Source organism: Halorubellus litoreus, from assembly GCF_037081675.1.
GTDB classification, from domain to species: domain Archaea; phylum Halobacteriota; class Halobacteria; order Halobacteriales; family Natrialbaceae; genus Halorubellus; species Halorubellus litoreus.
Genome location: NZ_JAZAQL010000002.1, coordinates 348,671 through 374,891, shown reverse-complemented (window position 1 = coordinate 374,891; position 26,221 = coordinate 348,671). Strand labels below are relative to the sequence as shown.

Sequence of the window (26,221 nt, the reverse complement as noted above, 5' to 3'; positions counted from 1 at the left end):
GGATTTGTACCTATCGCGCAACCATGGTAGCCGACAATACCCCCATTAAAATTTATTATAGTTATATGTTGGTTTTGTTCAGGTGTCTAAGCACTCAGGTGGTATGTGCCAGCGATGAGGTGCCACGTCAAGCAGCATCCGTACCCGTCAAGCTGATGCTCAGTTCGGGACGCTGGCGTCGACGCGGGCGGCGAGGTCGTGCGCCATCGCCTCGAAACGGGCGGGAACGTCGAAGCGGGCGTCGGCGCGGAGGTCGTAGTCGAGGTCGGGGCGTTCGCCCTCCCAGGTCTGCTGGGGGAAGAGTTCGGGGAGTTCGTACTGGCCGAGCGCGCGGTCCGCCCGTTTGACGGCGCGGTACTGCTCGTCCGTCGGCGGGGAGACGTCGAACGCCGCCCAGACGGCGTCCTGGATGTCGTCCTCGATCTCGCGGTACCCCGGGAGGTGGCGCTTCAGGGGACTGGGGACGTCCGTGACGTACGCTTCGGCGGCGTCGTGCAGGAGCCCGTAGAACTGGACCTGCTCGCTCTCGCCGGCGCGCTTCAGCTCCTCGGTGACGTGGATGGAGTGCAGCGCGACCGAATAGAAGAACGCGGTCTGGCCCGCGCCGCGGCAGACGTTAGACAGTCCGTGCGCGAGGTCTTCGAGTGCGATCTGCTCGGGCGCCGGGTCCAGCGGCCGGAAGGACCGACCGGTGTGGGTGCTTATCGCTTCGTTCTGGGCCGCCGTATCGTCCACATGTAGCTCCATAGAGAATCACCGTTTTCACCTTCTCAATAGCCCCCAGTAATTAAGGGTTTCGTCGACGGAGGGCTTCGCCACGCGCTCCCGTGGGGACGCGTTCCCGTGGGGGTGTGTTCACGTGAGACCTCGTTCTCGTGGGACCGGGTTCACGTGCGAGAGCGCTGTCACGACCGACACAGAACCGCGTCGGTCAGTCCATCAGGTTCTCGCTGAGGTCGAACGACTCGTCGCCTGCGAGCACCTGCACCTCGGCGCCGCTCCCAGTCGCCTTCACCTCCTTCACGAAGTCCTCGGGGTCCTGCTCGATGGGCGGGAACGTGTCGTAGTGGATGGGGATGGCGTGGTCGACGTCGAGCCAGTCCACGGCGATGGCGGCCTGCCACGGGCCCATCGTGAAGTGGTCGCCGATGGGGACCGCGGCGACGTCCGGTTCGAGGAACGGCCCGATGACGTCGCGCATCTCCGTCATCAACCCCGTGTCGCCCGCGTGATAGAACGACACCGTCTCCTCGTCGCTCACCTGCGTCGGCTTCGTGTCCGAGACGACGAACCCGGCGGGCATCCCGCCGCTCGTCCCGTAGCCAGTCTCCATTCCGTTCGTGTGGTCCGCGCGATGCATCGTGACGTACGCGTCACCGCACTCGACGGTCCCGCCGATGTTCATCCCCATGCCGCCGACGGCTTCGTAGTCGCCGAACTCGTCGCGGCAGTACTCGACGACCTCCGGGGTCGCGACGAGCTTCGCTCCTCTGTACCGGTCGACGTCCCCGATGTGGTCCGCGTGCCCGTGCGTGAGGAGGACGTAATCCGGGTCGAGTTCCTCCGGGTCGGTGTCGGTCTTCGGGTTGTCGAAGAACGGGTCGATGAGGAGGCTGGTCTCGCCGAGTTCGACGCCGAACGTGGAGTGACCGTACCAGGTGATTTCCATGGTCGTCCCGAGATACGCCTGCACGTTCCGTAAAGGTTCGCGACGAGGAACTACCGTCGACCGAGCAATTCCCGTTCCGTCGGGCGGTCTACGGCTCGGGGAACGAAGCGCGCGCGAGGCCTCGACACCGCCCGACGGGGGTTCGTGGACCGCGAGCGGTTTTCGACAACAGTTTTAGGCCGGGTTCCTTCTACCAGAGCAAATGGGTAACTGTATCATCTGCGGTACGCCCGTGGACGGGCACATCTGTTCGAGTCACGAGGAAGACGCCGTCTTCGAGTTCGAAGGCAGCAACCCCGAACAGCTCACGCCCGGACGCTACTACGAAGGCACCGTCGACGGCTACGCCGAGTTCGGCGTGTTCGTCGATATCGGCGACCACGTCACCGGACTCCTCCATCGGAGCGAGCTCGACCGACGACTGGACTCCCTCGACTGGGAGCCCGGCGACACCGTGTACGTGCAGGTCACGGACGTTCGCGACAACGGGAACGTCGACCTCGGCTGGTCGATCCGGCAGCGCAAGCGCGAGTTCCGCGGTCACCTCGTGCAGACGCCCCAGGGGGACGAACTCCCCGACGCTGACGACGAGGACGACGAACGCCCTTCTGAGGGTGCGTCGCGCTCGGGGAACACCGAGACGCGCACGCCCTCCACGGCGGACGCCGAGCCGGAACCGACCGACGAGTCCGACGCGCCGAGCGCGGGCGAAGCCGAGAACGACGACCAGCCGACGACCGACGCGGACCCTGACGCGGGCGCAGCGCCCACCTCGGAGGCCGACGCACCGAGCGCGGACGAAGCCGAGAACGACGACGCAGTCGACGCATCCGCTGCCGCGGACGACGAGGGTGACGAGAGCGAGCACGAGGATGACGACGATTCCGACGACGCAGTCGCGGCCGACGACGACGATTCCGACGACGCAGTCGCGGCCGACGACGACGATTCCGACGACGCCGCGAGCGAGGAGCTGTCGCGGACGACGCTCGAGGACGTCGCCGACGACGTCGGGCAGGTCGTCCGCGTCGAAGGCGAGGTCGTGAGCATCCGGCAGACGTCGGGCCCGACCGTGTTCGAGCTCCGCGACGAGACCGACGTCATCGAGGCGGCGGCGTTCGAGTCCGCCGGCGTCCGCGCGTACCCCGACGTCGAGGTGGACGACGTGGTCCGCATCGACGGCGAGGTCGAACGCCACAACGGCGACCTCCAGATCGAGACGGAAGTCCTCGACGTGCTCGAGGGCGACGAGGCGGACGCGGTCCGCACGCGCCTCGAGGACGCGCTCGCCGCGGAGGCGGACCCGGGCGAGGTCGACCTGCTCGCGGACCACGAGTCCGTCGCGGCGGTCGGCGAGGAGATCCGTGACGTCGCGGCGACCATCCGGCAGGCCGTGTTCACCGGGCGACCGGTCGTCGTTCGACACACGGCGACGGCGGACGGCTACGCTGCCGGTGCGGCCATCGAGCGCGCCGTCCTCCCGCTCGTCCGCGAGGAGCACGCGCGCGACGACGCCGAGTACCACTTCTTCGAGCGCCGGCCGCTCGACGACCCGTTCTACGGGATGGATGCAGCGACCGACGACGTCACCGAGATGCTCTCCGACCGCGAGCGTCACGGCGAGCAGTTCCCGCTCGTCGTCCTCGCGGACGCCGGCTCAACCGCGGAGTCCGAGGAGGGCTACGAGTTCCTCGACGTCTACGACGTGGAGCGCGTCGCGGTCGACGCGACGACGCCCGACGAGGGCGTGCTCGACGGGCTCGCGGCGTACGTGAACCCGCACACGGCGGGCGTGGACGACGCGGTGACGACGACCGCGCTCGCGGCGAACGTCGCGGCGCACGTGAACGAGAGCGTCCGCGAGGACCTCGCGCACCTCCCCGCGGTGAGCTACTGGGAGGACACCCCCGAAGGGTACGTGGACCTGGCGCGCGACGCGGACTACGACGTCACGGACGTCACGGAACTCCGGCAGGCGATCGCGCTGGAGGCGTTCTATCAGTCCTACAAGGACAAGCGCGAGCTCGTGGACGACCTCCTGTTCGGTCGCCGCGAGGGCCTCTCGGGACACGTGAGCGACCAGTTCCGCGAGAAGATGGAGAAGGAGGTCGAGACGGCGCGCCGGAACCTCACGGAGCGGACCGCCGAAGGCGTGACGTTCGCGGTCGTCGACACGGACGCGTTCTCGCATCGGTTCGACTTCCCGCCGGAGGCGCTGCTCGTCGACGAACTCCATCGCGCGCTCCGCGACGAGTACGACGAACCGGTCGTCACGGTCGGGATGGGTCGCGACGACATGCGGCTTCGGTCGCAGGAGTCCCTGGACGTCCGCCGGGTCGCCGAGCAAGCCCAGGGTGCGGCGCCCGAAGCCGGTATCGAGGTCGTCGGTGGTCGCGAAGGCCACCTCGAGTACCTCGCTGGCGAGCGCGACGCGGTCCTGAACGCGGTCGTCTCCGCCATCGCGAAGACGTACAAGCCCGCCTGACGCGGGTCGCGTTCGAACTCGCGCCAGTGGGTCGCGGCGACCGCGACGTCGGCGTCGCGAAACGGAGTGGTTTTTGGGTGCGAGCGTCGTATCTTCCAGTATGACTTTTCGAGCTGACGTCGCGCCGTCGACGCTCGGCGTGGAACTCACGGAGGACGGCGTGGTCGTCGAGTACCTCGATGGGCGCACGGTGTTCTATCACGGGCCGCCGGAGCGGGCGGAGGGGTCGGTGCGGGCACCGCCGGGGAAGTTGACGCAGGTGCTCGTGACGGACCCGACGGAGACGGAGGGCGTCCTGATGTACGTGAACGACCGGAACACCGCGGAGGACATCCTGAAGGACACGGGCGTGGGTCGCGTGATGCTGGAGAACGACGAGGAGGAGGAGTTGTTCCCGGGCGTGACGGTGCGCGCGGAGGCGTACGCGGTCGAGGTGGAGGCGGACCCCGAGACTGCCCGAGGGCGCGTGTTCGTGTTCGCGGAGGACGAGATGAGCGAGCACGCGTACGAGATCGTCTGATGCCGCTCCGAAAGCAGTGGCGTGCGCTCGACCGGTCGGCGGTCGGGGCTGCGCCGGATAGACTCGGCGTGTACGAGCTCGGCGACGACGACGGCGTGGTTCTCGAGGTGGACTGGGGCGTGCTGCCAGACGAGTTGAAGGACGCGCTGTCGTACGGGCCGCGGGGTGCGACGCAGGTACGGTGGAAGACCGCGCAGACTCGCGAGCAGGCCGAGGAGCTGGCCGCGGAGCACCGCGAGCGCGCGGACTGACCGCCGTCGCGCTGGCGCCGACGCGAGCTACTGTATGTAGGAGGGGTCTTCGGCGTCGCAGTTGGCCTCGTGCGCGTTCGCGTCGCCCTGGTCGTCGAACATGAGGCCGCAGGCGTCGCACTCGTACCACGTCTCGCCGTCGCGCTCTGTCTCGCTGACCATACATAGGGCGACGACGCCCTCCGACAAGTCGTTTGTCCCGCACGAACCGCAACATCTCCTCGACCGAATCAGTCGTTCGTCCCGAGCGATTCAAGTCATCGAGGCGAGAAAAAAGCCGTATGAGTACGGACGGCGACGACGGCGTGACGTTGACGGTGCGGGCGGCGGAGAAGCGCGACGCCGGCCGCGGCGTGGCGCGGCTCTCGGAGGCAGCGCGTCGAGAGCTCGGTATCCTGAGCGGTGACACGGTCGTCATCGAGGGGTCGCACGTGACGGCGGCGAAGTTCTGGCCGGCGGACGCGGACCAGGACGAGGGCACCATCCGCATCGACGCGGACACGCGGACGAACGCCGGCGCGAAGGTCGGCGACCTCGTGACGGTGACCGCGCGCGAGATATCGGACGCGCAGTCGGTGACGCTCGCCCCGCCGAGCGCGATGGGGTCGGTGCCGTCCGGGGTCGTCGAGCGCGCGGTCCGCCGGGACCTCGACGGCCGGCCGGTCTCCGTCGGCGAGCACGTGCGACTGGAGCGCATCAGTCAGTCGCCGTTCCACGTCGTCGAGACCGTCCCGGGCGGCCCCGTTCGCGTCGAGGGCCACACGAACGTGAACGTCCGGAACGAGGTGTTCGACGCGGAGAGCGACCCGACCCCGGGCGCGAACGACCCGGAGGGCGGCGCGGACGCCGGGGCGTCGAGCGGCGAAGGCGCCGCGAGCGGCGAGAGCGACGGCGCAGACGAGGAGCAGTCGGGCGTGACCTACGAGGACATCGGCGGCCTCGAGGAGGAGTTGGAGCGCGTGCGGGAGATGATAGAGCTCCCGCTCAGCGAGCCGGAGTTGTTCCAGAAGCTGAACATCGACCCGCCGCGTGGCGTGCTCCTCTATGGACCGCCGGGGACGGGGAAGACGCTCATCGCGAAGGCGGTGGCGAACGAGGTGAGCGCGGACTTCCACACGGTCTCCGGCCCGGAGATCATGTCGAAGTACAAGGGCGAGAGCGAGGAGCGCGTCCGCGAGGTGTTCGAGACGGCTCGCGAGACGGCCCCGTCGATAATCTTCTTCGACGAGATCGATTCGGTGGCGGGGAAGCGCGACGACGACGGCGACGTCGAGAACCGCGTCGTCGCGCAACTCCTCAGTCTGATGGACGGCCTGGAGTCGCGCGGTGACGTGGTCGTCATCGGCGCGACGAATCGCGTGGACGACATCGACCCCGCGCTACGCAGGGGTGGTCGGTTCGACCGCGAGATCGAGATCGGCGTGCCGAGCGAGAAGGGCCGCCGGGAGATACTGGACGTCCACACGCGCGGGATGCCGCTCGCGGACGACGTGGACCTGGACACGTTGGCGTCGCGGACGCACGGGTTCGTGGGCGCGGACCTGGACGTGCTCGTGAGCGAGGCGGCGATGCACGCCATCCGGAACCGGCCGGCGGAGGGCGAGGCGCGGAAGGCGTGGAGCGACGACCCGAGCGTCGCGCGCGTGAACTTCGACGGGGCGATGGCGGAGGTGGAGCCGTCCGCGATGCGCGAGTACGTCGCCGAGCAGCCGAGCGTCACCTTCGAGGACGTCGGCGGGCTGTCGACGGCCAAGCAGACCCTGGAGGAGGCGGTGGAGTGGCCGCTCTCCTACGGGCCGCTGTTCGAGGCGGCGAACACCAGCCCGCCCTCCGGAGTCCTCCTGTACGGGCCGCCGGGGACGGGGAAGACGCTGCTCGCTCGCGCGCTCGCCGGGGAGAGCGGCGTGAACTTCATCGAGGTGAAAGGCCCCGAGTTGCTGGACCGCTACGTTGGAGAATCCGAGAAGGCGGTGCGCGAGCTCTTCCATCGCGCCCGCCAGGCCGCGCCCTCCATCGTCTTCCTCGACGAGATCGATTCGGTCGCGAAGTCCCGCGAAGGCGGCGGTGGCGGTGGCGGCGACGACGTCACGGACCGCGTCGTCTCCCAGCTCCTCACCGAACTCGACGGGCTCGCGGACAACCCGAACCTCGTCGTGGTCGCGGCGACGAACCGCAAGGAGGCCATCGACCGCGCGCTCCTCCGCCCAGGCCGTCTGGACACGCACATCGAGGTGCCCGAGCCCGACGAGGCGGGCCGCCGCGAGATTCTGAAGGTGGTCGCGAAGGGCCGGCCGCTCGCCGAGAACGTTGACCTGGACGCGCTCGCCGCGGACCTCGAGGGGTACTCGGGCGCGGAACTGGACGCGCTCGTCCGGGACGCGTCGATGCGCGCCATCCGCGAGATCGCCGAGGGGCGGTCGCCCGAGGAGGCCAACGAGATGGGCGACGAACTCGAGATCACGGTGGCGCACTTCGAGGCGGCGCGGGAACGCCTCGACCACTGAACCGGGGCGGCGTGCGCCGAGTGCTCACGCGCAAGCGCCGACCGGAGCCCTCTTGTATCGACGTCCTCGACTGTAGGAAGACGGCACGGCCAGTCGGTGAACTGCCCGCGTGCATTTGACACGCAACGCTACGAGACCCGCCTGGCCTACCCCGTCGATTCTACGCTCGACAGCGACGGCGTTGTGGGTTCGCTGGCGGGAGTGGTGGTGGAGTGCCGAGTGGAATCGCTACTGTGGGTCGTCGCCGTCGGCATCTCTCGCGGCGGGGTCGCGGGCGAGGAGGGTGCGGCCGGCGACGCTACGGTCGCCTTCGTCGACGAGGACGTCGTCGAGCGAGAATCGTGGCGGGAGGAGGACGTCGACGCGCGAACTGAACGCGATGTGGCCGAACCGCTCGCCGGCGTCGAGTTCGTCGCCGGCGTCGACGTAGCTGTAGCAGCGGCGCGCGACGGTGCCCGCGATCTGCGTGATGCGGTACTCGCCCGCGCGCTCGCCGTCGCCGACGGTGTCTGGTTTGACGACGTCGACGTGCAGGCGTTCGTTGCGTTCGGCGGACTTCGCGAACGCCGGCACGTGCCCGCCGGGGACGTGCTCGACGGCGTCGACGGTGCCGGGGAGCGGCGCGCGGTTGACGTGGACATCGGTGACGTTCATGAACACGCCGACGCGCACGCGCTCTCGGCCCGCGTCGTCGGTCTCGGTGCGGACGACGGAGACTTTGCCGTCGGCGGCGGCGACCGCGGCGTCGCGCGCCACGCCCTCGGCGGGGACGCGCTCGGGGTCCCGGAAGAACAGGAGGACGAACCCGGCGAGCGCGAGCGCGACGAGACTGGCTGGCGGGAACACGACGAGGGCGAGGAGCGCGAGGATTGCGGGTACGGCGGCGTAGTCCCAGGCGCCAGGCGCGAGTCGCATACTCGGATTCGGGAACGGCGTGCGGGAAGGCGTTTCGGTCTCACTGGTTGGAGGTGGGCCGCGGCTCGACGCGGCACGTGGTGTTTGAGGATTCGGGTGAAGGACACTGGTTTCCAGTGGTAGCGAGTAGTGGTGTACATGTTCACGCAAGCTTGGGAAATGGAGGTGAGGGATCGGCGATGAACGGCGACGGCGAGTCGATTTCGACCGAGCGAGCGCTCCGGGTGCTTGCGGACCACGAGCGACGGGTCATCGTCGACCGGCTCGCGGGGGAGCGCACGGAGACGACGGTCGAACGGCTCGCCACCGCGCTCGACGACGCTGCCGCCGCGGTCCCGAGCGACGGTCCCCGGCCGGAGCCGCGCGTTCAGCTCCACCACCGCCACCTGCCGGCGTTGGCGCAAGCGGACGTCATCCAGTACGACACGTCGCAGGGGGTCGTCCGTCGCGGCCACGCGTTCGAGGCGGTGCGCTCCCTGCTGGACACGATCGACGACGGCCTGGACGCTGCATCGAGAGACCAGTCCTGACACCGCCAGTCGGCCCCGTCGTCGTATCGAAATTGCACTCGCGGAGCGTCGGCTACGGGGCATTGAAACAGTGAGGGGTGGTCGCGGTTCGGTCGCCCGCGTCACTCCCGGGTTTCGTCGAGCTGCCAGGTGAACAGCGCCTTCAGGACGACCACGAGGCTGTTCGACCCCCCGGCGCCCCAGATGGCGGTCTCGTCGCGCGGTTCCGGCGGGTACTCGCCGTTGCCGTCGACGAGCCCGCGCTCGCGGAGTTCGTCGGCCGCGTCGTACACGCGTCCGGGGGGCCTCGGCGACGTCGCTCACGTCCTGGGCGGTGCCCTCGCCGAGACTGACGAGTGCGACGAACGTTCGGGCGGCGTAGGTACTCAGCCCGAGCGCTTTGAGTTGCGTGATGGCCGTGGACCGCGCGCGGTCGCATGAATCGTCGGACCTCTTCGTGTCACTAGTATGGTGAAAACCACCGAGTACGGTGGTTCCAGGCAGGTAGCGACAATTAGGTTGGGACCAGAGTTGTCGCTACCTGCCATTGTTTGCTCCGTTCCGCTAGCACAAAGGTGTATTGTGATTAATCGGGTGAACGGTTTCTCAGACACCAGGCAATACTGCCCGGAGCAGGGATACCCAGGGTTGTTTGTGTGACTATATGAGTAACAGGACGGGTTCCCGGTGCAACGTACTAAAGCCCCCCCGACGCGAATAGCATGGTGACGTCAAGGTTGGGACCAATGGATGACATCACAGAACACGAACATGCGATCGACCTGCTTCAACAGCTCGGACTCAAGGAGTACGAATCGAAATCGTTCGTGGCGCTCGCACGCCGACAGAGCGGGACGGCCAAGGAGATAAGCGAGACCTCGGAGGTGCCACGGACGCGCGTCTACGACGCGATACGCGTCCTGGAGTCGAAGGGACTGGTCGAGACCCAGCATTCGAACCCGCAGGTGTTCCGCGCCGTCGACATCGACGAGGCCATCAACACGCTCCAGTCGGAGTACATGGAACGCACCGAGTCGCTCCGGAAGGCGCTGAACGACCTCGAGCCGACCGACGACGCGCAGACGACCGACGCGACCCACGAGGTGTGGGCGATATCGGGCGACCAGGGACTCTCGAGTCGGACGGAACAGCTAATCGACGGTGCGACGAGCGAACTGATCCTCGTGATCGGCCACGAGAGTATCTTCACCGACCGGCTCGCCGAGTTGTTGGACGCAGCCCGGGATCGCGGCGTCGACGTCGTCGTCGGTACGATAGACGAGGACCTCCGCGGCGACATCGAGGAGCGACTTCCGGCGGTCGAGGTGTTCGTGTCGGGACTGGAATGGTTGGGGCGGTCGTCGGTGGCCGACGACGACACCCAGATCAGTCGACTGTTGCTCGCGGACCGCGAGGCGATACTGGTGAGTTCGTTCACCGCGGGCGGTGGCGAGGGCCGAGAGCACGAACAGGGCGTGTTCGGCCGCGGGTTCGACAACGGCCTGGTCGCGCTCGTTCGACGACTCATGGCGACCGGGTTGCTGGCCGAGGGCGACCCGGTGGAGGGCGAAGCGTAGCCGGTAGCTGGACGACTGGCTGACGCCGTCGGGTCTGCGGGGAGCGACCGACGCGTCAGTCCCAGAACGAGCGCGTCCTGGCGAACTGTTTCTCCTGGGCGAGGATGTCGCGGTAGAAGTCGGTCTCGTTCTCGCGGAGCTGGCCGATGATGCGCGCAGCGTTGTGGGGGCCGACGCCGCGCGCCGAGAGTGCGACGACCGCCTGCTTGCCGTGGGACTGGACGAGGTTCGCCCTGCGGTGGGCTTTCTTCGTCAACTCGTCCTGCTCGTCGTCCTTCTCGCTCGCGCGCACCGCGGGCACGGTCTCGTCGTCCCACGGCGAGAGGGCGGCGACCCGCGTCGACCCGCACTCGGCGCACTCGGGCTGGTCGCGGACGCGTCGGACCTTCGTCTGTTTCTTGTACTCGCCGCAGTGCACGCACAGCAGGACGACGCGGTCGTCCTGGAGGCGGTCCTTGACGGTCTGGACGACGCTCGCGTCCGCGTTCTCGGGCGCGAGCAACTCCTTCCCCGACGAGTGGCCGGCGGTCCCGATAGGGGTGCGTTCGCCGACCGTCTCGATGCCGAGGTCGCCGGTCTGGATGGCGTCGAGGACGCGTCCGGCGTGCTCGACGGCGAGGTCCTCGTGGAACACCTCGCGCACCGCCTCGTCGTAGACGGGCGTGTCCTCGAGCGCGGCGACGAGGTACTGCGGGCTGACGTCGGTCGACCCCTCCCACGTCCGCAAGGCGCCGAACTTCGCCGCGACCTGACTGAGCCGGAACTTCAGCGCGTCCGAGCGCTTCAAGGAGAGTTCGATGATGGCCTCGACGTGCTCGGGGTCGGTCGACTTGAGGACCTCGACGACCTCGGGCGTCCCGAGGCCGCTCGGGAGTTCGAGTTCTATCCGGTAGGGGTCCGTCTCGAGTGCGACCGACGACCCCGTGCGCTGGCCGAGCATCGAGGAGAGGACGCGCCCGAGCGTCGCGTTCGCCTTGTGTCCGAGCACGGCGTTCACGACGACGGTGCGGCCGTGCTGTTCGACGACCAAGCAATCGCTCGTCGGCATCGGTGCGCCCGCGTCGACGTGGCGTTCGAGTTGGTCGAGCGCGCTCGCCATCGTCCCCTCGTCGACCGGATACCGGCCCGCGAACTCGGTCGCGACCGCGTCACGGGGCGCACCGCGTTCGAACTGTGGCCCCGCGACCGCGCGCATCTCGCCGACCTCGCCCGCGACGCCCGGCGGCACCGGAATCTCCGAGCCCGTCCACGACGGCACCTCGCCCGCGGGGTCCTCGATGGGGGCGACGTTCACCTCGCCGTCGTCGTCGTCCACCTCGACGATCCGCCACATCTCGCCGCGCTGCACGAACACCTCCCCGGGCTGCGCGAAGTTCACGACGAACCGCTCGTCGAGCGTCCCGACCTGGCGGCCGGAGGCGACGTCGTTCACGTCGTAGGTCTCCTCGTCGGGTATCATCGAGAGGTTCTGGTAGACGTACTGGCGCGTCCCGCCCGCGGTCTCGATGCGATCCGCGGCCTCGTCGAGCCACACGACGCGGTTCGAGTGCAGTTCCTCGACGACCGCGCGGAACGCGTCCTCCGAGAGGTCCGCGAACGGCTGCGCGGTCGAGACGAGCTCGTACGCGGCACGTGCCGAGACGCCGTCCTGTTCCTCGCCGACCGTGCTCGGCCCGTACGCGGCGTCGGCGCCGCCGTCGGCGTGGTCGCCGTCCATCGCGAGCCCCGGGAGCTGGTTCGCGACGACGTCCAGGCTCCCCTCGTGGATGCCCGCGGGCTCGACCTCCCCCGCTTTCGCGCGCCGCGCGATGGCGGCGGCCTCGAACGTGTCGTCCTCCCGGGTCGTCACGATGGTCCCCCGGGAGACCTGGTCGCTGCGGTGCCCGGCGCGCCCGACGCGCTGGAGGAGTCGGGTGACCTGCCGCGGGCTCTGGTACTGGACGACGTGGTCGACGCGGCCGACGTCGATGCCGAGCTCCATCGACGACGTACACAGCAGGCCGTCGAGCTCGCCGGCCTTGAACGCGTCCTCGACCTCGATGCGGGCGTCCTTCGAGAGGCTCCCGTGGTGGACGCCGATGGGGAGGTCGAGTTCGGTGAACCGCGACCCGAGCGCCTCCGCAGTCTGGCGGGTGTTGACGAATATCAGCGTCGACTCGTTATCGGCGACGAGGTCTCGTATCGCGCGGACGTGGGAGGCGACGCGCTCGGTCGTCGCGAGCTTCCCGGCGAGCGTCGCGTCCTCGTCCGTTATCTCGGGCTCGTACACGCGGAGGTCGAGCTGGGAGCCGACGTCGACCTCGCGGACTGCACACGGCCGATTCCCCGTCAGGAACGCGCCGACGGTCTCGGGGTCGCCGACGGTCGCCGACAGGCCGATCCGCTGGAAGTCGCCGGCGAGCGCGCGCAGGCGCTCCATCGCGACCGCGAGCTGCGCGCCGCGCTTGGAGGCGGCGAGCTCGTGGACCTCGTCGACGACGACGTGCTCGAGGTCCGACAGGGCCTCCCGCAGGCGCGACCCCGTCAGCATCGCCTGCACGGTCTCGGGCGTCGTCACGAGCACGTCCGGCGGGTCCGTCGCCTGCTTGCGGCGCTGGTAGTCCGTGGTGTCGCCGTGACGGACGTCGACGTCGAGGTCGAGGTACTCGCCCCACCACTCCAGGCGGTCGCGCATGTCGCGGTTCAGCGCCCGCAGCGGCGTGACGTAGAGCGCGCGGATACCGTGGACGTCCTGGTCGCTTGCCTCGCGGGTCGCGTTGCTCCCCGCTCGGCTGTCCGAGGCGCGTGGCGCCTCGCTGGCCAGCGCGTCGAAGACGGGGAGCATCGCGGTCTCGGTCTTTCCCGTCCCCGTCGGGGCGACGACGAGCGCGTGCTCGCCGGCGGCGATGGGCGGGATGGCGCGGCGCTGCGTCGCCGTCGGCTCCGTGAACCCGCGCTCGGCCAGGGCCTCGCGGACCGTCTCCCCGAGCACGCCGAACGCCGACTCGCCGCGTGCTGTCATCGACGGCTCTAGCGACGCCGCGAGCATAAGCGCCGCGCTGCGAGGACCGGTCCTGATGGGGCTCCAACCGCTCCGGCGACGGCCGGTTCAGGCGGAGTTCGAACCGCGCCGACGACGACCGGTTCAGGCGGGGCTTGAACCGCGATGGCGACCGGCGGGGCGGCTTCAAGGGGACGTTACCGTCGTGCCGGCACGCGGTTTCAAGCAGGTCGCGACGTGGCCAGCAAGTCGCCATGTGAGTTCATGCTTTCGACCCTACCAGATAACCATTGGTTTCAACCAGCGCTTGTATTCAACTGAGCGGCAGTCCTATACCAGTGTATCCCCGAATGAGTATTCATGCACGCGTCAGCCGGCTGGTACGGCGACCACACGGTCGACGCCACCAGTGACGGGGTGACCGTCCGAAAGGGACTGGACCTCGACACGCTCGCGCTGCCGGCACTGAAGTTCGAGATTCGAAGCGACCGAGCGGACCCGGTCGGCGTTCGCGTCGTCGACCACCTGCCGGCGGCGGTCGACCCGGACCGCGTCGGCGTTCACGCGGACTTCGGCGCCGACCAGTGGACCGCGTTCGAGGACGGCCGCGTGACGTTCACCACGCGACTGGACCCGGAACGACCGGTCGTGACGTTGTACGGTATCTGGATAGACGACCCGAGTCGCGTCCACGAACTCCTGAAGGGCCCGGACGTGAAGGTCGCGAGCAACCCCGACGCGCCCTCGCTCGACCCGGTCGGGGACGAGGTTCGCTTACCGACCGTGGACGATTCGCTGCGGAGCGTCGGCCCGAGCGCGCTCGAGGACCTTCGCGCGGACGTCGAGGAGGCGCTGACCGGGGCGCGAGCGGAACCCGCGGAACCGGCGACGGCGCTCCCGGCGCCCGACGGAGCGGACGGCGACGCGGACGCCACAGAACCGTCGGGAACGATGGGCGACCACGCGTGGGCGTATCCCGTCGAGCGACGCGGCACGGGCCGCGTCGCCGCACCGACGCACGCGGACCTCGACGAACTCCTCGACCACGAGACGGACGCCGACGACGGTTCCGACGGCGACAGTGGTCGTGGTGCCGAGAGCATCGGCGAGAACCACGTCTACCTCCGTGCGGCACTCACGGACACGCATCACGGCGGCGGTGGCGCGCTCCTCCTCCAGGAGCTCGCGAACGCCTTCCAGGTGGTCGCGCGACGCATCACGGGCGACGCGAAGCGCGCGACCGTGGACGCGGTCGTCGAAACGCCACTCGGCGCTGACGCGGTGTTGAACGCGCTCACGGACCGCGAGCAGGTGACCGACGCGCTCGTGTCACCGCTCGTCGGCGACCCCGAGGACGCGACCGGTATCGACGCCGAACCCGACGAGGACACCGAGGCGGCGGCCCGCGAGGGCACCGAGGAGGTGTCCATCGAGCCGGACGAGGAGGACGTCGAGGTCGTCCTGAACGCGGACGGGGAACGGTTCTCGGAGCTCCAGGCGGAGTTCGAGCAGGAGACCGACACGGACGCCCTGGAGGACGAACTCCGCGACCTGGACCTGCCGGGCGTGGATACGAGCGAGGAGCCGAGCATCGACGACCTCGTCGCGGGCGACGACGCGTTCGACGCCAGCGACGACGCCGACGGGTTCGTTCCCGCGAGCGTCGACGGCGACGACGACGCGTTCTCGTTCGACGACACCGCGGGCGCGGACGCGACGGAACTCGAATTCGCCGCCGACGGCGCGTTCGACGCGGACGCGTCGACGGACGACGACCAGCAGGACGTCCTCCAGTTCGACGACGCCGAGGACGACGCGGTGACCGCGGACGACGGCGAGGGGGCTGCCGACGGAGCGAGCGTCGACGCGGACGACTCCGACCCGGCGGAGGTGGCAGCGTTCGAGTTCGCCGCCGACGCGGACGAGGACGCGACCGCAGACGCCGACGACGTGGACGCTACCGACCTCGTGGACGCGAGCGACGACGTGGACGCTACCGACCTCGTGGACGCGAGCGACGCGGACGTCCACGACGCGGAGGGCGACCTCCCCGTCGAGGGCGACGCGAGCGAGGACCCCGCGGCCGCCGACGTCGAGGCGGTCGGCGAGATGGTCGAGGTGCCGGCGCGCGAGCTCGAAGCGCTCCGCACCGAGATGCGCGAACTCCGCGATCGCGTCGCGACCCTCGAATCCGACCTGGCGGCGGTCCGCTCGGACCTCGCACGCGAACGCGCCGCCGACTCCACGCCGACCGTCGGCGACGGCGGTGAGGCCCTCGAACCCGTCGACGGCGTCGAGGACGACGACTAGGGGACGAGGCGGGCGACGGCGAGCTGTTCTCAGATTCGGTCGTAGCGACCGAGGCGCGTGCCGTCGAGGAGGTACGCCTGGCCGTCGCGGAGCGCGTCGGGGAGGAACGGTGCGAGGAACCCGCGGCCGTCGACGTTCGTCCACGTGCCGCCCGCGCGGTCGTTGAACGCGGGGAAGACGACGAGGTCACCCGCCGCGTCCGCGTCCGGGAGCTCGCCGGCGTCGTACTGCCCAGCGAACGCCACGGGGTCGAGGCCGCCGCGGAGCCAGACGCGCTCGACGCGACTCCCGCCGACCTCGTCCGTGAGGCGGACCTGCGGGTGCTCGTGCCCGACGCACACGACGTCGGCGCGGAGGACCTCGGGCGCGGGCCACGTGTGGCCGTGCGCGAACCCGACGTCGCCGATGCGGACGCCGGCGGCGTCGGTGACGTCGACCGCCGCCCACTCGCCGAGGTCGCCGTCGTGGTTCCCCTTCACGACCGTCACCGGCACCGAGAGCGACTCGACGAGCACCTCTATCTCGCCGCGTTCCGCGCCGCCGGGGCCGCCGATCGAGTGCATGAAGTCGCCGACGACGACGAGTTCCGTCGCGCCGGTGTCCGCGAGGAGCGCCTGCAGGCGCTCGCGTCGCTCGTCGGCGTTCGAGTCGAGGTTCACGCCACGCTCGACGCGGAGTGCGGACTCGATACCCGCGTGGAAGTCCGCGATGGCGAGCAGTCGTCGACCGTCCGCGTCGACGACCGCGGCCGGCGCATCCGGGACCGGCTCGACCGCGGTCACCGGCGAGGCGGCTTGCGCGGCGCCGCCCGCCGGCTTCGGTTCGTCGCCCGCGTCACGGTTCATCCCTCAGATGGGTTTCAGGACGTCGTCCTCGGGCTCGTAGCACTGTCCGCCCATCAGCGCGTCCTGTATCGCGTCGTCGACGGTCTCGGCGTTCGCACCGGTCTCGTCGACGACGTGCTCGGTGAGGGCGTCCCGGTCGACGCCGTCGCCGTCGTCCATGTCCCGCATCGCGTCGAGGAGGAACGCGTCCACGTCGACGTCTTCCGCGGGCTCGTCGTCCGTCTCGTCCGCATCGGCACCGGCGTCCGTCTCGTCATCGGTCCCGTCCTCGGTCGCGCCGTCGTCAGCAGCGGCCGCCTCATCCGTGGTCTCAGCCGCTGGTTCGGCGTCATCCGCTGCCGCGTCCGGCTCGGGGTCGGGCGCGTCAAGGTCGCTCTCCTCGGGGTCGGGGACGTCGTTCCCCGACGAGAACTCCGTCCCGTACTCCTCCTCGATCTCCTGGCGTTCCTCCTCGTCGAACTCGTACATCTGGTCGCTCGTCGAGTCGGAGTCACCGCCGAGCGACCCCGGCTCGAAGTCGCCGACGCCGTCCTCGTCCGCGTCCGTCGCTGCCGCGTCCGCGTCTGCGGCGTCTCCAGCAGCGTCCGTCGCGTCCGCGTCGTCCGTCTCCGCGTCCACCGACTCGGCCGCGTCGGGCTCGGACGCACCGGTCGCATCCGAGCCGGCCGTCGACTCGACCGCGTCGTCCGCGTCGACGTCCTCGGCCGCTTTCGCGCCCTCTGATTCGGTCGCGTCCTCGCCAGCGCTCGCAGCGTCGAGTGCCTCCGCGTCGTCGGCCGCGTCGTCGGTCGCGTCGTCGTCAGCGGCGGCGTTCGCTTCGGTCGCCGGCTCCGCGTCCGCGGTCGCGTCCGCGTCGACCGCTTCGCCGGCGCTCGGCGCGTCGGTCGCGTCCGTCGACCCCGGCGTCGCGTCGTCGTCGGTCGGCGTCGCGGCGTCGGCGGCGGCCGGCTGGTCCGGGCGCGTGCTCGCCGCGTCGGCGGCGTCGCCGAGGTCGCCGGCGAGGTCCGCGTACGAGTGCGTGCCGTCGCCCTCCTCGCCCGGCGTTCGGTCGTACGCCTCGACCTCGTCGCGGTCGCCCGCGACGACCTCCGCCGCGTCCACCGCGAGCTCGCGGACGCCCGCGAGGTACGCGGGCGTCGTCCCGTAGCCCTCCAGTGCGAGCGCCGCCCCGGACGCCGTCGGCGCCGCGACGCCGCGGCCCTCGAGCGCCTGCTGGAGGTCGTCGCCGGACGCGTCCAGGCCCGCGGCCGCGGCGAGCGTCCCGACGCGCTCGACGGTGTGCTCTGCGGTCCGCACCACCCAGCGGTCCCGCGTCGCCGCGTCGACCGTGGTGATGCTCTCCGGGCGGATGCTCGTGAACACGCGGTCCGAGTCCTCCGGCTGGAACGTCCGGGCCTTCCCCGTCACCGCGACGAACGCCGGCGGTTCCAGGCGTTCGAGCGCCGCCATCTCGTCGGGCTGATACTGCCCGGCGTAGACGACGAACGCGCCCGTCGGGTCGACGATGCGCGCCCTGAGGACGTCGTCGTTCACGCTCTCGATCTCCGTGAGGACGCCGACGACGAACAATCGGTTCGCGCGAGCGCCCGTCGGCGTGACGACGTAGTTCGGCGCGCGCTCCTCGTCGGACTCCTGGTAGTCGACGGTCGCGTCGTCGAACTCCGCCGCGAACACGCGGTACGCGGTCTCGCGATTCCCGGGAAGTTCCGTCATGCGTTCACCTCCGCGAGGAAGGCACGCGCACGGTCAGCCGGGTCGTCCTCGACGCGCTCGAACGTGCTCGCGTCGAGATTCCCGCCGTACTCGTCGACCGAGAGGTGCCCGCGGACGCGGAACTCGGGGCCGACGATCTCCTCGCGGATGCTGTCCGCGACGACCTTCTGGTCCATCGCCTCCCGCGCCTGGTCCTTTGCCTCCTCGAGCGTGCCGCCGTAGACGCGCTCGGAGAGGTCGCGGTCGAGCACCACGGTCGTCGTCGCCGTCCCGTCGTCGAGGATCGCCTTCACGCGCATGTCGTCCTCGCCCTCGACCTCGCCGTGACTCCGGCACTGGCCGTTCTGGACGACGCGATTGCACTCGGGGCAGCGCTGGATGAGCCCGGAGCCGTCCCGGACGTCGATGACGTTCCCCGACAGCTCGACGTCGTAGACGCCGCCGCCGACGACCGCGTCGAAGATGCTGTCGGCCGCGACCGCGTCACCGACCTCGATGTCGCGGTCGAGTTCCGTGACCGTCGAGAACTCGCTGACGTTCAGTTCGGGGACGCCGCGGTACTCGCGGACGTACGCGTTCTCCACGCGGACGTTCCCGCCGTTCTCGATGACGGGGTTCGCCGTCCAGTCCGTGAACGGCAGTCGTCCGGTCTCGTCGGCGAGCACGCCGCTGAGGATGTCCGTCTCGCCGTCCCGGCCGTCGATGGTGCGGCGCTCGACCTCCTCGATGGTGACCTCGACCGTCCGCCCGCGGTCGCCCGGCGACAGGTCCCGGACGGTGCGGTCGCCGCCGACGTCGTACGGTACCTCGAGCGGGTCCTCGAGCTTGCTGACGCTCGTGGACTCCCCGAGGTTCAACTCGGGCTGGCCGTCCCACTCGCGGACGCCCGCGTTCCCGACCTGGAGCGTGTCGCCCGTCTCGAGGCCGAAGTCGTTCCACGCGGTGAAGTCGATCTTCCCGGTGGCATCGGCGAGTTCGCCCTCGTAGATGGTCTGGTCCTCGCCCTGGTAGCGGATGGAGCGCCGACCGACCATCAGGACGCGCCCCGTGAGCGTGACGTTCCCGCTCTCCGTGGTCACGTCCGCGACGTCCTTCGCCGTCGGCGACGAACTCCCGCCGCTGCTGGAGCCGTCGCCGTACTTCCGGCGGAGGCTCTGCACGGCTTCGTCCATCGGCACGCTGTACGACACCAGGTTCTCGAGGTCCTCTTTGACCTCCTGTTTGTCGACACCGAGGTCGGAGGCGAGCTCCTCGGCGCGGTCGTCGAGACTCATGGACGCGTTTTCGCCCTATCAGCTTATAAAACGTTCGCGGGGTGGCGGGCGAGCGCGCCCGGTACCAGTGCCGCGGTTCGCCCCAGTCGCTCCGGTCGCCGCGAGCGCCGAAATCCATAACATCGCGTCCGCCGACGTCGCGGGCATGGTCGGAACACTCGCTGCGTCGTCTATCGCGGTCGGCGTCGTCCTCGTCGCCGCTGCCGGCTCGATGTGGAACCGCGTCCTCCGCGGCCAACCCGGGGACGTCGACGCCACCGTCACGGACGCCGCGGTCGTCGACGCCGTCAACCCGGGCGCGGACCGCGGACTCGCCGTCACCTACAGCTACCGGTACGAGGGCGGGCGGTACGAGAGCGACGCGGTCGTCCACCCGCCGTCGCTCGCGGACGCCGAAGGAGTCCCGCAGGTCCCGGCGGCGTACCGGGAGGGCGCGACCGTCCGCGTCGACGTTCCCCCGGGTCACCCCGGCGAGGCGACCCTCCCCGACCCGGGCGTCCGCGCGACGTACCGCGTCGCAATCCCCGGAATCGTCGTCATCGGCGTCGCAGCCATCGCGGTCGGCGTCTGGCTCGCGCTCTGACCGCGCGCCATCGGGTCACCGCCTCGTCGGTCACCGAAACCCTCCTACGCGCGCCCTCCGAACCGGCTGGTATGGACGTGGTGGTGAACGCGGCGACGAGCGTGGACGGGAAGCTCTCTTCGCGCGAGCGCAGGCAGGTCGCCATCAGCGGCGAGGCGGACTTCGACCGCGTGGACGCGCTCCGCGCGGACAGCGACGCGGTCGCGGTCGGCGTCGGCACCGTGCTCGCGGACGACCCGAGCCTCACGGTCAAGGCCGACGACCGCGTCGCGGACCGGGAGAGCCGCGGCGAACCCGGTCAGCCGGCGCGCGTCGTCGTGGATTCGCGCGCCAGGACGCCACCGGACGCCGCGGTCGTCGACGACCGCGCGCGGACGTACGTCCTCGCCACCGAGGACGCCCCGGGCGACCGGCGCGCGCGCCTCACGAGCGAGACCACCGAGGTCGTCGCGGTCCCCGCGGGCGACGACGGCCGCGTCGACCTCGCCGCCGCGCTCGCCGCGCTCGAAGCCCGCGGCGTCGACTCGGTGATGGTCGAGGGCGGCGGCGAACTCGTCTTCTCGCTGTTCGAGGCCGGCCTCGTCGACGAACTCTCCGTCTACGTCGGCTCCATGGTCGTCGGCGGCCGGGACGCCCCGACGCTCGCCGACGGCGACGGCTTCACCACGCCCGACTTCGTCGACCTTTCGCTCCGCGACGTCACGCGCGTCGACGACGGCGTCCTCCTCGAATACGACGTCGTCGACACTCCCGAAGACCGATAGCGCGGTCGCTCGCGGTCGCTGAAGCGTCGAGAGGACGTAGAACGGCGTTCGGTCAGCGCGTCAGTGCTGGTGGCCGGTCGCCTCGCCGAACGTCACGCCGAAGCGCTCCTCGAAGAGCGCCATCGTCTCCTGCTCGATGGCGTCGAGCTCCGGGTCGTCGCCCTCGCCGTGGTGGACGAGGTGGTGCGCGCGGGACGCGAACGAGAGGAGCGTGATGTCGCCGACGACCTCCGCCGGATTCTGGCCCTGTTCGGCGAGCACGTCGACGAGCCCCGTCGGGAGCTCGACCTCGTCCGCGTCGCCATCTGCTTCGATACTGATCGTGATCGTCTCGACGTCGTCGTCTGCCATACCACCCGAGACGGGGAGGAACGTGAAAACCCCTGTGGGTTGGGTGCTGGCTCGCGACCGCTCAGTCGTCGGCCTGCGCGGACGCGTCGCCCTCCGCGCCCGCCTTCGTGCGCGCTCGCTTGAGGTCGTCGAGGAACTCGTCGCTGTCGAGCGCGGCCTTCACGCCCATGCCCGCGGCCGTCACCGCCTGCTGGTAGTGGTGGTCGACGACGTCGCCCGCGCCGTAGATACCGGGGACGCCCGTCGCGGTCTGCCCACCGCCCTTGCCGCCCTCGGTGAGGAGGTAGCCCTCCGCGTCCGTCTCCACGCCCGTCCCCTCGAGGTAGTCCGTGTTCGGCGTGTGCCCGATGGCGTAGAACACCGCGCCGACGTCCATCTCGTACTCCTCCACGGACTCGTCGCCCGCGTCGAGCTTCTCCTTCGGGTGTCCGTCGGGGTGCTCGACGAGCGTGACGTGGTCGACGCCGTCGGCCTGACTCCCGTGGATCTCCGTGAGTTCGGTGTTCTTCAGGATCTCTATCTCGCCCGCGTCGACCTTGTCCATGACGCGGTCGATCCAGATGTCCTCCGCGCGGAACTCCTCGCGGCGATGCGCGACGTAGACCTTGTTCGCGAACTTCGTGAGGAAGTTCGCCTCCTCCATCGCGGCGTCGCCGCCGCCGACGACGAGCATGTCCTCGCCGCGGAAGAACGCGCCGTCACAGGTCGCACAGGTCGACAGCCCGTACCCCATCAGTTCGTCCTCGCCGGGGACGCCGAGCGTTCGCGCGGAGGCGCCGCTCGCCGCGATGACGACGTCGGCCGTGTAGCAGTCGCCGTTCGTCATGACGACCCGGTGGGGCGTCCCGTTCGCGGGGTCGCCCGCGACGACGTCCTCGATGATGCCGTTCTTCGTGTCGGCACCGAACTTCGTCGCCTGCTCTTTCATGTTGTTGATGAGGTCCGGGCCGCTGATGCCCTCGGGGAACCCCGGGTAGTTCTCGACGTCCGTGGTGAGGGTGAGCTGACCGCCGGGTTCGTCGCCCTCGATGACGAGCGGGTCGTTGTTCGACCGCGCCGCGTAGATCGCGGCGGACAGCCCCGCGATACCGGTGCCGGCGATGACCATCGTCCGGTGCTCGACGATCTCCTCGCCGCCGTCGGCGCACGCAATTCCGAGCTTCTCGTCCAGCTTGCCTTCCTGGTCGAGCGCGCTCGTGTCGTCCCAGCCGCCGACGAGTTCGTCGTCGATGAACACCTCGGGCGCGGTCCGGCGGCCGTTCGCTCGCTCGACCATCTCCTCGAAGGCGTCCTCGTCGCCGGTGACGTTGATCTCCTCGTACTCGACGCCCTTCTCGTCGAGTAACGCCTTCGCCTTGTCGCAGTACCCACAGTTCTCCTTCGTGTAGACCTCCACGCGGGGCGAGTCTGTCATGTATTGTTCAGTACTCGCCGAACTACTTTACCGGTTGTGCTATCCTGTACGCTCTCCGCAATCCCGGCAGGACAACGCGTATCACAGCAGGTCGCTCGCGGGCAGGTATCACGGGAGCCCGCTCGCGAGCAGGTACCGGACGCCAGCGGCGACGAGCGCGGCGCCGCTCAAGGCGAGGGCGGGGAACGAGGCGACCGGGTCCTCGTGGGTCTGCCACGCCGCCCACGCGACGGGCGCGAGCAGGCCGACGCCGATGGCGACGTCCGAGAGGTGGTAGACCGCGGTCGCGACGTCGGGCAGGAGGTACATCGAGAACGTCCCGGCGACCACGGGGCCACCGAGGGCGAGCGCCGCGGCGCTCGCGAGGTCGTCGCGCGCCACCCAGCTCGCGAGCGCGAGCCCCACGAACCCGAGCGCACTCGACGCGGCTAGGAGTTCGAACGCCGACGGCCACGCGGGCCGCTCCCCGTAGCAGTCGTTCCCGTCGACGCCCTCGTGCGTGACGCCCGTGTACTGCCAGTTCGACGTGTACGCGAGCACCGTCCCGTCCCGCGCGAGCACGTAGTTCCGGTCGACGCCGGACTCCGGGGCGCCGTACTCCGCGTCGACGGCGTCGCCGTACTGCTCGTCCTCCCAGTCGATGGCGTCGTCCGGGATGGTGTCGACGCTGGGGTCGCTCTCTTCGCGCACGACCCGCGCCGGGTTTACGTCTCCTGTAAACCTCCCGTCGCGCGAGAACTTGTACGCGCGGTCGTCGCTCGTCACCACCCAGAACCCGTCGCCCTCGGGGAGCGCGGGCGTCAGCGAGGTCGCGCGGACGACGTCGTCGCCGGTCGCGTTCGCGGGCAGTTCGAGTTCGAGGCGCGCGAGGCGCCGCCAGTCGTCGTCGTACCTGGCCACGACGACGGTGTCGCCGTCGCGGAGTTCGCCGCCCTGGAGGACGAGCCACTGGCCCTGCGCGTTCCGGTCGAGGTCCACGCCTTGCGCACCACCGCAGCCGTACCCGAGCACGCCGGGCCCCGAGAGCGGGACCGCGGCCACGAGACTCACGACGGCGATACCGGCGAGGAGGAGGGTGAGCCGCGGATTCGGGGGACGCATACACCACAGCCGTGCTTCGCCGTCCGCGTAAGCCTTGTCCCGGGCCGACGCTCGCGCGCCCGAATCACACCGGAGCTGTCGACGGGCTCGGCCCGGTCCACCCGAGGTTGCGGCGCGACGGCCGGGCGGTCACTCTCGACCTGCTCGACGTACTCGACGGTCACCGACAAGGGAACCGACGTGTGGTCCTGAACCGCGTCCTGGAGGTCACCGCCGAGGTCGGGATAGGGGACGTCCGCAGGGCGACTGACGACGACCGTCACGGACTGCTCGCCCGTGATCGATGCAGCGGGCGAGAACCCGACGCGGACCGAGACGAGCCCGAGGTCTTCGTACTGCTCCGTCTCGAGGACGTCACCGACCTCTTCGTTCACCGTGTTCTCGACCGCGACGTGCTGCGCGGTGAGTGCACCGAGGACGCCGAGCGACACGAGCATCCCGACCATGAGCGCGGTGACGACCACGTCCCCCGAGAGGAGCTCGCGGAGCCCGCCGTCCGGACGGTACCCGAGGTACGCGAACGTGCCGAGCGCGGCGACGTTCACCGCGAGCGCGTTCGCGACGAGGAGCACGAACGCGCCGACGGCGACGATCGGGTACCCCCAGGCGAGGCCGATGCCGGTCGCGGCCGCGGCCGGGATGAGCGCCGCCGCGATCATGACGCCGACGAGCGACACCGGGACGGCCGTCGCGAGCCCGAACGCGCCCGCCGCACCAGCGCACAACCCGACCGTGATCGAGAGGAAGCCCGGCGATATTCGCGACGCGATCTGGTTGACGGTCCCGACGTTGAGTGTCGGTGGGACGAACGCCGCTGACTTCAGGAAGAGGCCGAACGCGGCCGCGGCCACGATCGCGAACCCGAGCCCGTACGCCTGGGATTTCATCCCGGAGACGAGGAGGTCGCGGTCACCGACGACCGCGCCGACGCTCGCCGTCATCGCGCTCCCGACCTGGGGCGCGATGACCATCGACCCGACGACGATCGCCGGCGAGTCCAGGAGGAGGCCGACGGTCGCGACGAGCGCCGAGAGCAGCGTCATCGCGTGGTACGTGCGGGCGTTCGGCGTCATCCCGACGGCCTTCGATCGGATCTCCTCGCTCGCGATCGCGTCGCCCTCCTCTTGCTTCTCGACGAACCGCTGCTCGAGCTCGTCGTAGTGCGTGCTCTCGACGGTCTCCGCGCCGAGGACGACGACGTACTCGTCGTCGACGCCGGCGTCGCGGAGTTGCTCGAGCGCGTAGTCGACGCCTTCGGCAGGGATGGGGAACTCGACGAGTGACCGGTCCGTGTCCTCGTCCTGTGCGACGAGGAGGTGGTCGACGCCCTCGTCCTCGAGTACCTTCTGGACGTCCGAGCGGTTCTCGTCTGGGACGAGGATCCGAACGACGCGCATACGAGGACTCTCGCCACGCCGAGGGATAAGACCGGAGCCTCAATTGCTGACGGCGAGTCGACCAGTTCCGGGCGCGTGGCTGTCAGGTCTCCACCACTCGCACAGAGATGGTGGTCAGGTGTCAGTTAGTCCCAGCGTTCATTGCCGCGAGCACCAAGTTCCGGGCACCGATGCCAGACTCGCCCTCCATCGACGACCCATCCGGTCGATCGCGTCGCGAGTTCCTTCGCGCAGCGAGCGCCGCGGTGAGCGTGCCGGCACTCGGCTCGCTCGCTGGCTGCGTCGAGGTCAGGGTCCCGAGCGACGCGCTCGGGGACGGCGACGGCGCGTTCGGCAGTGGCGACGGTTCGTCGAACGACGACGCCGGGTCGACGAACACGGGTGGTGGTGACTTCGACGCGGAGACCCGGGACCGCGCCGGCGAGGTCGGCCAGCGCGTCCAGCAGTCCGTCGTGAAGCTCACGCAGGACCGCACGGGCGGCACGGGGTGGCTGTTCGACGACGGCTACGTCGTCACGAACGCGCACGTCGCGGCCGAGTTCCAGGCGATGGACGTCGAGACGTTCGACGGCCGCACCGGGACGGCCGAGCGCGTCGGCTACGAGCGCGACCTCCGCCCCGACCTCGCCCTCCTCCGGACCGACGTCGACTCCCCGCCAGCACTCGAGACCACGGACGTGGACGCGCTTGCGGAAGGCGACCCCGTCGTCTCCGTCGGCCATCCGGGCGCGGTCGGTGACTGGGTCATCAGCCTCGGCCGGTTCCGCACGTTCCGCGAGTCCCTCGACTGGGTGCTCGCGGACGTCCCCACCGCTTCGGGAAGCAGTGGGTCGCCGCTCGTCACGCTCGACGGCCGCGTCGTCGGGTGCGTGAGCGGCGCGACCCGCTCACCGAACGACGACACTGTCGACCGGCCAGACGACGTCTACACCGACTTCCCCGAAGAGGACCGTCTCGCCTCCGCCGTCCCGAGCGCGACCGTCGAGGAGTCCGTCGCCGAGTGGCGCGGCTAGGTCGACCCGGACGCAACCACGTGCTGCTCGAGGCGTCGAGACGACG

At 70.0% G+C, this 26,221-nt stretch carries 22 protein-coding genes and 1 pseudogene; 10 read left to right on the top strand and 13 right to left on the bottom strand.

All coding sequences use genetic code 11. The annotated features are described in order from the left end of the window. Positions 1 to 159: 159 nt before the first annotated feature. Positions 160 to 747, bottom strand: coding sequence for a hypothetical protein (locus VYJ16_RS09095; RefSeq protein WP_336349995.1), 588 nt, complete (start codon positions 745 to 747; stop codon positions 160 to 162). A gap of 184 nt (positions 748 to 931) precedes the next feature. Continuing rightward, positions 932 to 1,669: a metal-dependent hydrolase gene (locus VYJ16_RS09090; protein ID WP_336349994.1), complete on the bottom strand. Its 738-nt coding sequence runs from the start codon at positions 1,667 to 1,669 to the stop codon at positions 932 to 934. Between the two features lie 202 nt (positions 1,670 to 1,871). On the opposite strand from VYJ16_RS09090, the gene VYJ16_RS09085 reads away from it, so the two are divergent. The 3 genes from VYJ16_RS09085 to VYJ16_RS09075 all read left to right on the top strand — a co-directional run bounded on the left by VYJ16_RS09085 (position 1,872) and on the right by VYJ16_RS09075 (position 4,925). Beyond that, complete coding sequence (locus tag VYJ16_RS09085) at positions 1,872 to 4,154, top strand: DHH family phosphoesterase (protein ID WP_336349993.1); 2,283 nt, start codon at positions 1,872 to 1,874, stop codon at positions 4,152 to 4,154. 100 nt (positions 4,155 to 4,254) lie between these two features. Beyond that, positions 4,255 to 4,674 (top strand): DUF5796 family protein, encoded by a 420-nt coding sequence (locus VYJ16_RS09080; protein WP_336349992.1) that lies wholly within the window; start codon positions 4,255 to 4,257, stop codon positions 4,672 to 4,674. After that, the gene (locus tag VYJ16_RS09075; protein WP_336349991.1) at positions 4,674 to 4,925 is read left to right on the top strand and encodes a DUF7508 domain-containing protein; all 252 of its coding nucleotides are present in this window, start codon (positions 4,674 to 4,676) and stop codon (positions 4,923 to 4,925) included. Before VYJ16_RS09080 ends, VYJ16_RS09075 begins: the two co-directional genes overlap by 1 nt. A 27-nt stretch (positions 4,926 to 4,952) precedes the next feature. Here the strand turns inward: VYJ16_RS09075 and VYJ16_RS09070 are convergent, their stop codons facing one another. Continuing rightward, positions 4,953 to 5,087, bottom strand: a complete 135-nt coding sequence (locus VYJ16_RS09070) for a DUF7128 family protein (protein WP_264475520.1) — start codon at positions 5,085 to 5,087, stop codon at positions 4,953 to 4,955. 119 nt (positions 5,088 to 5,206) lie between these two features. Here VYJ16_RS09070 and VYJ16_RS09065 point away from each other — a divergent pair, with 119 nt between their 5' ends. Continuing rightward, the gene (locus VYJ16_RS09065) at positions 5,207 to 7,429 is read left to right on the top strand and encodes an AAA family ATPase (protein ID WP_336349990.1); all 2,223 of its coding nucleotides are present in this window, start codon (positions 5,207 to 5,209) and stop codon (positions 7,427 to 7,429) included. Positions 7,430 to 7,657: 228 nt separating this feature from the next. Here the strand turns inward: VYJ16_RS09065 and VYJ16_RS09060 are convergent, their stop codons facing one another. Beyond that, positions 7,658 to 8,344 carry a protein sorting system archaetidylserine decarboxylase gene (locus VYJ16_RS09060; protein WP_336349989.1) on the bottom strand — a complete coding sequence of 229 codons (687 nt, stop codon included), beginning with the start codon at positions 8,342 to 8,344 and terminating at the stop codon, positions 7,658 to 7,660. Positions 8,345 to 8,523: 179 nt separating this feature from the next. On the opposite strand from VYJ16_RS09060, the gene VYJ16_RS09055 reads away from it, so the two are divergent. Further along, positions 8,524 to 8,874: a DUF7344 domain-containing protein gene (locus VYJ16_RS09055; protein WP_336349988.1), complete on the top strand. Its 351-nt coding sequence runs from the start codon at positions 8,524 to 8,526 to the stop codon at positions 8,872 to 8,874. A 227-nt stretch (positions 8,875 to 9,101) separates the two neighbouring features. Here the strand turns inward: VYJ16_RS09055 and VYJ16_RS22185 are convergent. Next, positions 9,102 to 9,267, bottom strand: a pseudogene (locus VYJ16_RS22185) (helix-turn-helix domain-containing protein); the annotation flags it as partial. 332 nt (positions 9,268 to 9,599) lie between these two features. On the opposite strand from VYJ16_RS22185, the gene VYJ16_RS09040 reads away from it, so the two are divergent. Continuing rightward, positions 9,600 to 10,430 carry a TrmB family transcriptional regulator gene (locus VYJ16_RS09040; RefSeq protein WP_336349986.1) on the top strand — a complete coding sequence of 277 codons (831 nt, stop codon included), beginning with the start codon at positions 9,600 to 9,602 and terminating at the stop codon, positions 10,428 to 10,430. Positions 10,431 to 10,485: 55 nt separating this feature from the next. Here the strand turns inward: VYJ16_RS09040 and VYJ16_RS09035 are convergent, their stop codons facing one another. Then, positions 10,486 to 13,431, bottom strand: coding sequence for a DEAD/DEAH box helicase (locus VYJ16_RS09035; RefSeq protein ID WP_336349985.1), 2,946 nt, complete (start codon positions 13,429 to 13,431; stop codon positions 10,486 to 10,488). 339 nt (positions 13,432 to 13,770) lie between these two features. On the opposite strand from VYJ16_RS09035, the gene VYJ16_RS09030 reads away from it, so the two are divergent. Continuing rightward, complete coding sequence (locus tag VYJ16_RS09030; RefSeq protein ID WP_336349984.1) at positions 13,771 to 15,720, top strand: hypothetical protein; 1,950 nt, start codon at positions 13,771 to 13,773, stop codon at positions 15,718 to 15,720. A gap of 29 nt (positions 15,721 to 15,749) precedes the next feature. Here the strand turns inward: VYJ16_RS09030 and VYJ16_RS09025 are convergent, their stop codons facing one another. The 3 genes from VYJ16_RS09025 to VYJ16_RS09015 form a co-directional block, all read right to left on the bottom strand. Beyond that, positions 15,750 to 16,502, bottom strand: coding sequence for a metallophosphoesterase (locus tag VYJ16_RS09025; protein WP_379762513.1), 753 nt, complete (start codon positions 16,500 to 16,502; stop codon positions 15,750 to 15,752). A 66-nt stretch (positions 16,503 to 16,568) separates the two neighbouring features. Continuing rightward, the gene (locus VYJ16_RS09020) at positions 16,569 to 18,278 is read right to left on the bottom strand and encodes an RPA family protein (protein WP_336349982.1); all 1,710 of its coding nucleotides are present in this window, start codon (positions 18,276 to 18,278) and stop codon (positions 16,569 to 16,571) included. Next, positions 18,275 to 19,552: a Single-stranded DNA binding protein gene (locus VYJ16_RS09015; RefSeq protein ID WP_336349981.1), complete on the bottom strand. Its 1,278-nt coding sequence runs from the start codon at positions 19,550 to 19,552 to the stop codon at positions 18,275 to 18,277. Before VYJ16_RS09015 ends, VYJ16_RS09020 begins: the two co-directional genes overlap by 4 nt. Before the next feature lie 145 nt (positions 19,553 to 19,697). Here VYJ16_RS09015 and VYJ16_RS09010 point away from each other — a divergent pair, with 145 nt between their 5' ends. Both VYJ16_RS09010 and VYJ16_RS09005 read left to right on the top strand, forming a co-directional pair. Then, on the top strand, positions 19,698 to 20,135 hold the full coding sequence (locus VYJ16_RS09010; RefSeq protein ID WP_336349980.1) for a DUF3592 domain-containing protein: 438 nt from the start codon (positions 19,698 to 19,700) through the stop codon (positions 20,133 to 20,135). 71 nt (positions 20,136 to 20,206) lie between these two features. After that, a complete protein-coding gene (locus tag VYJ16_RS09005; RefSeq protein WP_336349979.1) occupies positions 20,207 to 20,899 on the top strand; it encodes a 2,5-diamino-6-(ribosylamino)-4(3H)-pyrimidinone 5'-phosphate reductase in 693 nt (230 codons plus the stop codon). Positions 20,900 to 20,959: 60 nt separating this feature from the next. Here VYJ16_RS09005 and VYJ16_RS09000 read toward each other — a convergent pair whose 3' ends face one another. The 4 genes from VYJ16_RS09000 to VYJ16_RS08985 all read right to left on the bottom strand — a co-directional run bounded on the left by VYJ16_RS09000 (position 20,960) and on the right by VYJ16_RS08985 (position 25,162). Further along, on the bottom strand, positions 20,960 to 21,250 hold the full coding sequence (locus VYJ16_RS09000; protein WP_336349978.1) for a DUF7545 family protein: 291 nt from the start codon (positions 21,248 to 21,250) through the stop codon (positions 20,960 to 20,962). Between the two features lie 61 nt (positions 21,251 to 21,311). Continuing rightward, positions 21,312 to 22,664, bottom strand: coding sequence for a glutaredoxin 3 (gene grxC, locus VYJ16_RS08995; RefSeq protein WP_336349977.1), 1,353 nt, complete (start codon positions 22,662 to 22,664; stop codon positions 21,312 to 21,314). Positions 22,665 to 22,772: 108 nt separating this feature from the next. After that, positions 22,773 to 23,765, bottom strand: coding sequence for a hypothetical protein (locus VYJ16_RS08990; protein ID WP_336349976.1), 993 nt, complete (start codon positions 23,763 to 23,765; stop codon positions 22,773 to 22,775). Then, positions 23,711 to 25,162 carry a TIGR00341 family protein gene (locus VYJ16_RS08985; RefSeq protein WP_336349975.1) on the bottom strand — a complete coding sequence of 484 codons (1,452 nt, stop codon included), beginning with the start codon at positions 25,160 to 25,162 and terminating at the stop codon, positions 23,711 to 23,713. Before VYJ16_RS08985 ends, VYJ16_RS08990 begins: the two co-directional genes overlap by 55 nt. Positions 25,163 to 25,332: 170 nt before the next feature. Here VYJ16_RS08985 and VYJ16_RS08980 point away from each other — a divergent pair, with 170 nt between their 5' ends. Next, on the top strand, positions 25,333 to 26,175 hold the full coding sequence (locus VYJ16_RS08980; RefSeq protein ID WP_336349974.1) for a serine protease: 843 nt from the start codon (positions 25,333 to 25,335) through the stop codon (positions 26,173 to 26,175). The last annotated feature ends 46 nt before the right edge of the window (positions 26,176 to 26,221 follow it).

Excerpts from the sequence above, each read along its gene's own strand:
- VYJ16_RS09095 (WP_336349995.1), bottom strand. The coding sequence starts at position 747 with ATGGAGCTACATGTGGACGATACGGCGGCCCAGAACGAAGCGATAAGC.
- VYJ16_RS09090 (WP_336349994.1), bottom strand. The coding sequence starts at position 1,669 with ATGGAAATCACCTGGTACGGTCACTCCACGTTCGGCGTCGAACTCGGC.
- VYJ16_RS09085 (WP_336349993.1), top strand. The coding sequence starts at position 1,872 with ATGGGTAACTGTATCATCTGCGGTACGCCCGTGGACGGGCACATCTGT.
- VYJ16_RS09080 (WP_336349992.1), top strand. The coding sequence starts at position 4,255 with ATGACTTTTCGAGCTGACGTCGCGCCGTCGACGCTCGGCGTGGAACTC.
- VYJ16_RS09075 (WP_336349991.1), top strand. The coding sequence starts at position 4,674 with ATGCCGCTCCGAAAGCAGTGGCGTGCGCTCGACCGGTCGGCGGTCGGG.
- VYJ16_RS09070 (WP_264475520.1), bottom strand. The coding sequence starts at position 5,087 with ATGGTCAGCGAGACAGAGCGCGACGGCGAGACGTGGTACGAGTGCGAC.
- VYJ16_RS09065 (WP_336349990.1), top strand. The coding sequence starts at position 5,207 with ATGAGTACGGACGGCGACGACGGCGTGACGTTGACGGTGCGGGCGGCG.
- VYJ16_RS09060 (WP_336349989.1), bottom strand. The coding sequence starts at position 8,344 with ATGCGACTCGCGCCTGGCGCCTGGGACTACGCCGCCGTACCCGCAATC.
- VYJ16_RS09055 (WP_336349988.1), top strand. The coding sequence starts at position 8,524 with ATGAACGGCGACGGCGAGTCGATTTCGACCGAGCGAGCGCTCCGGGTG.
- VYJ16_RS09040 (WP_336349986.1), top strand. The coding sequence starts at position 9,600 with ATGGATGACATCACAGAACACGAACATGCGATCGACCTGCTTCAACAG.
- VYJ16_RS09035 (WP_336349985.1), bottom strand. The coding sequence starts at position 13,431 with ATGACAGCACGCGGCGAGTCGGCGTTCGGCGTGCTCGGGGAGACGGTC.
- VYJ16_RS09030 (WP_336349984.1), top strand. The coding sequence starts at position 13,771 with ATGCACGCGTCAGCCGGCTGGTACGGCGACCACACGGTCGACGCCACC.
- VYJ16_RS09020 (WP_336349982.1), bottom strand. The coding sequence starts at position 18,278 with ATGACGGAACTTCCCGGGAATCGCGAGACCGCGTACCGCGTGTTCGCG.
- VYJ16_RS09015 (WP_336349981.1), bottom strand. The coding sequence starts at position 19,552 with ATGAGTCTCGACGACCGCGCCGAGGAGCTCGCCTCCGACCTCGGTGTC.
- VYJ16_RS09010 (WP_336349980.1), top strand. The coding sequence starts at position 19,698 with ATGGTCGGAACACTCGCTGCGTCGTCTATCGCGGTCGGCGTCGTCCTC.
- VYJ16_RS09005 (WP_336349979.1), top strand. The coding sequence starts at position 20,207 with ATGGACGTGGTGGTGAACGCGGCGACGAGCGTGGACGGGAAGCTCTCT.
- VYJ16_RS09000 (WP_336349978.1), bottom strand. The coding sequence starts at position 21,250 with ATGGCAGACGACGACGTCGAGACGATCACGATCAGTATCGAAGCAGAT.
- grxC (WP_336349977.1), bottom strand. The coding sequence starts at position 22,664 with ATGACAGACTCGCCCCGCGTGGAGGTCTACACGAAGGAGAACTGTGGG.
- VYJ16_RS08990 (WP_336349976.1), bottom strand. The coding sequence starts at position 23,765 with ATGCGTCCCCCGAATCCGCGGCTCACCCTCCTCCTCGCCGGTATCGCC.
- VYJ16_RS08985 (WP_336349975.1), bottom strand. The coding sequence starts at position 25,162 with ATGCGCGTCGTTCGGATCCTCGTCCCAGACGAGAACCGCTCGGACGTC.
- VYJ16_RS08980 (WP_336349974.1), top strand. The coding sequence starts at position 25,333 with ATGCCAGACTCGCCCTCCATCGACGACCCATCCGGTCGATCGCGTCGC.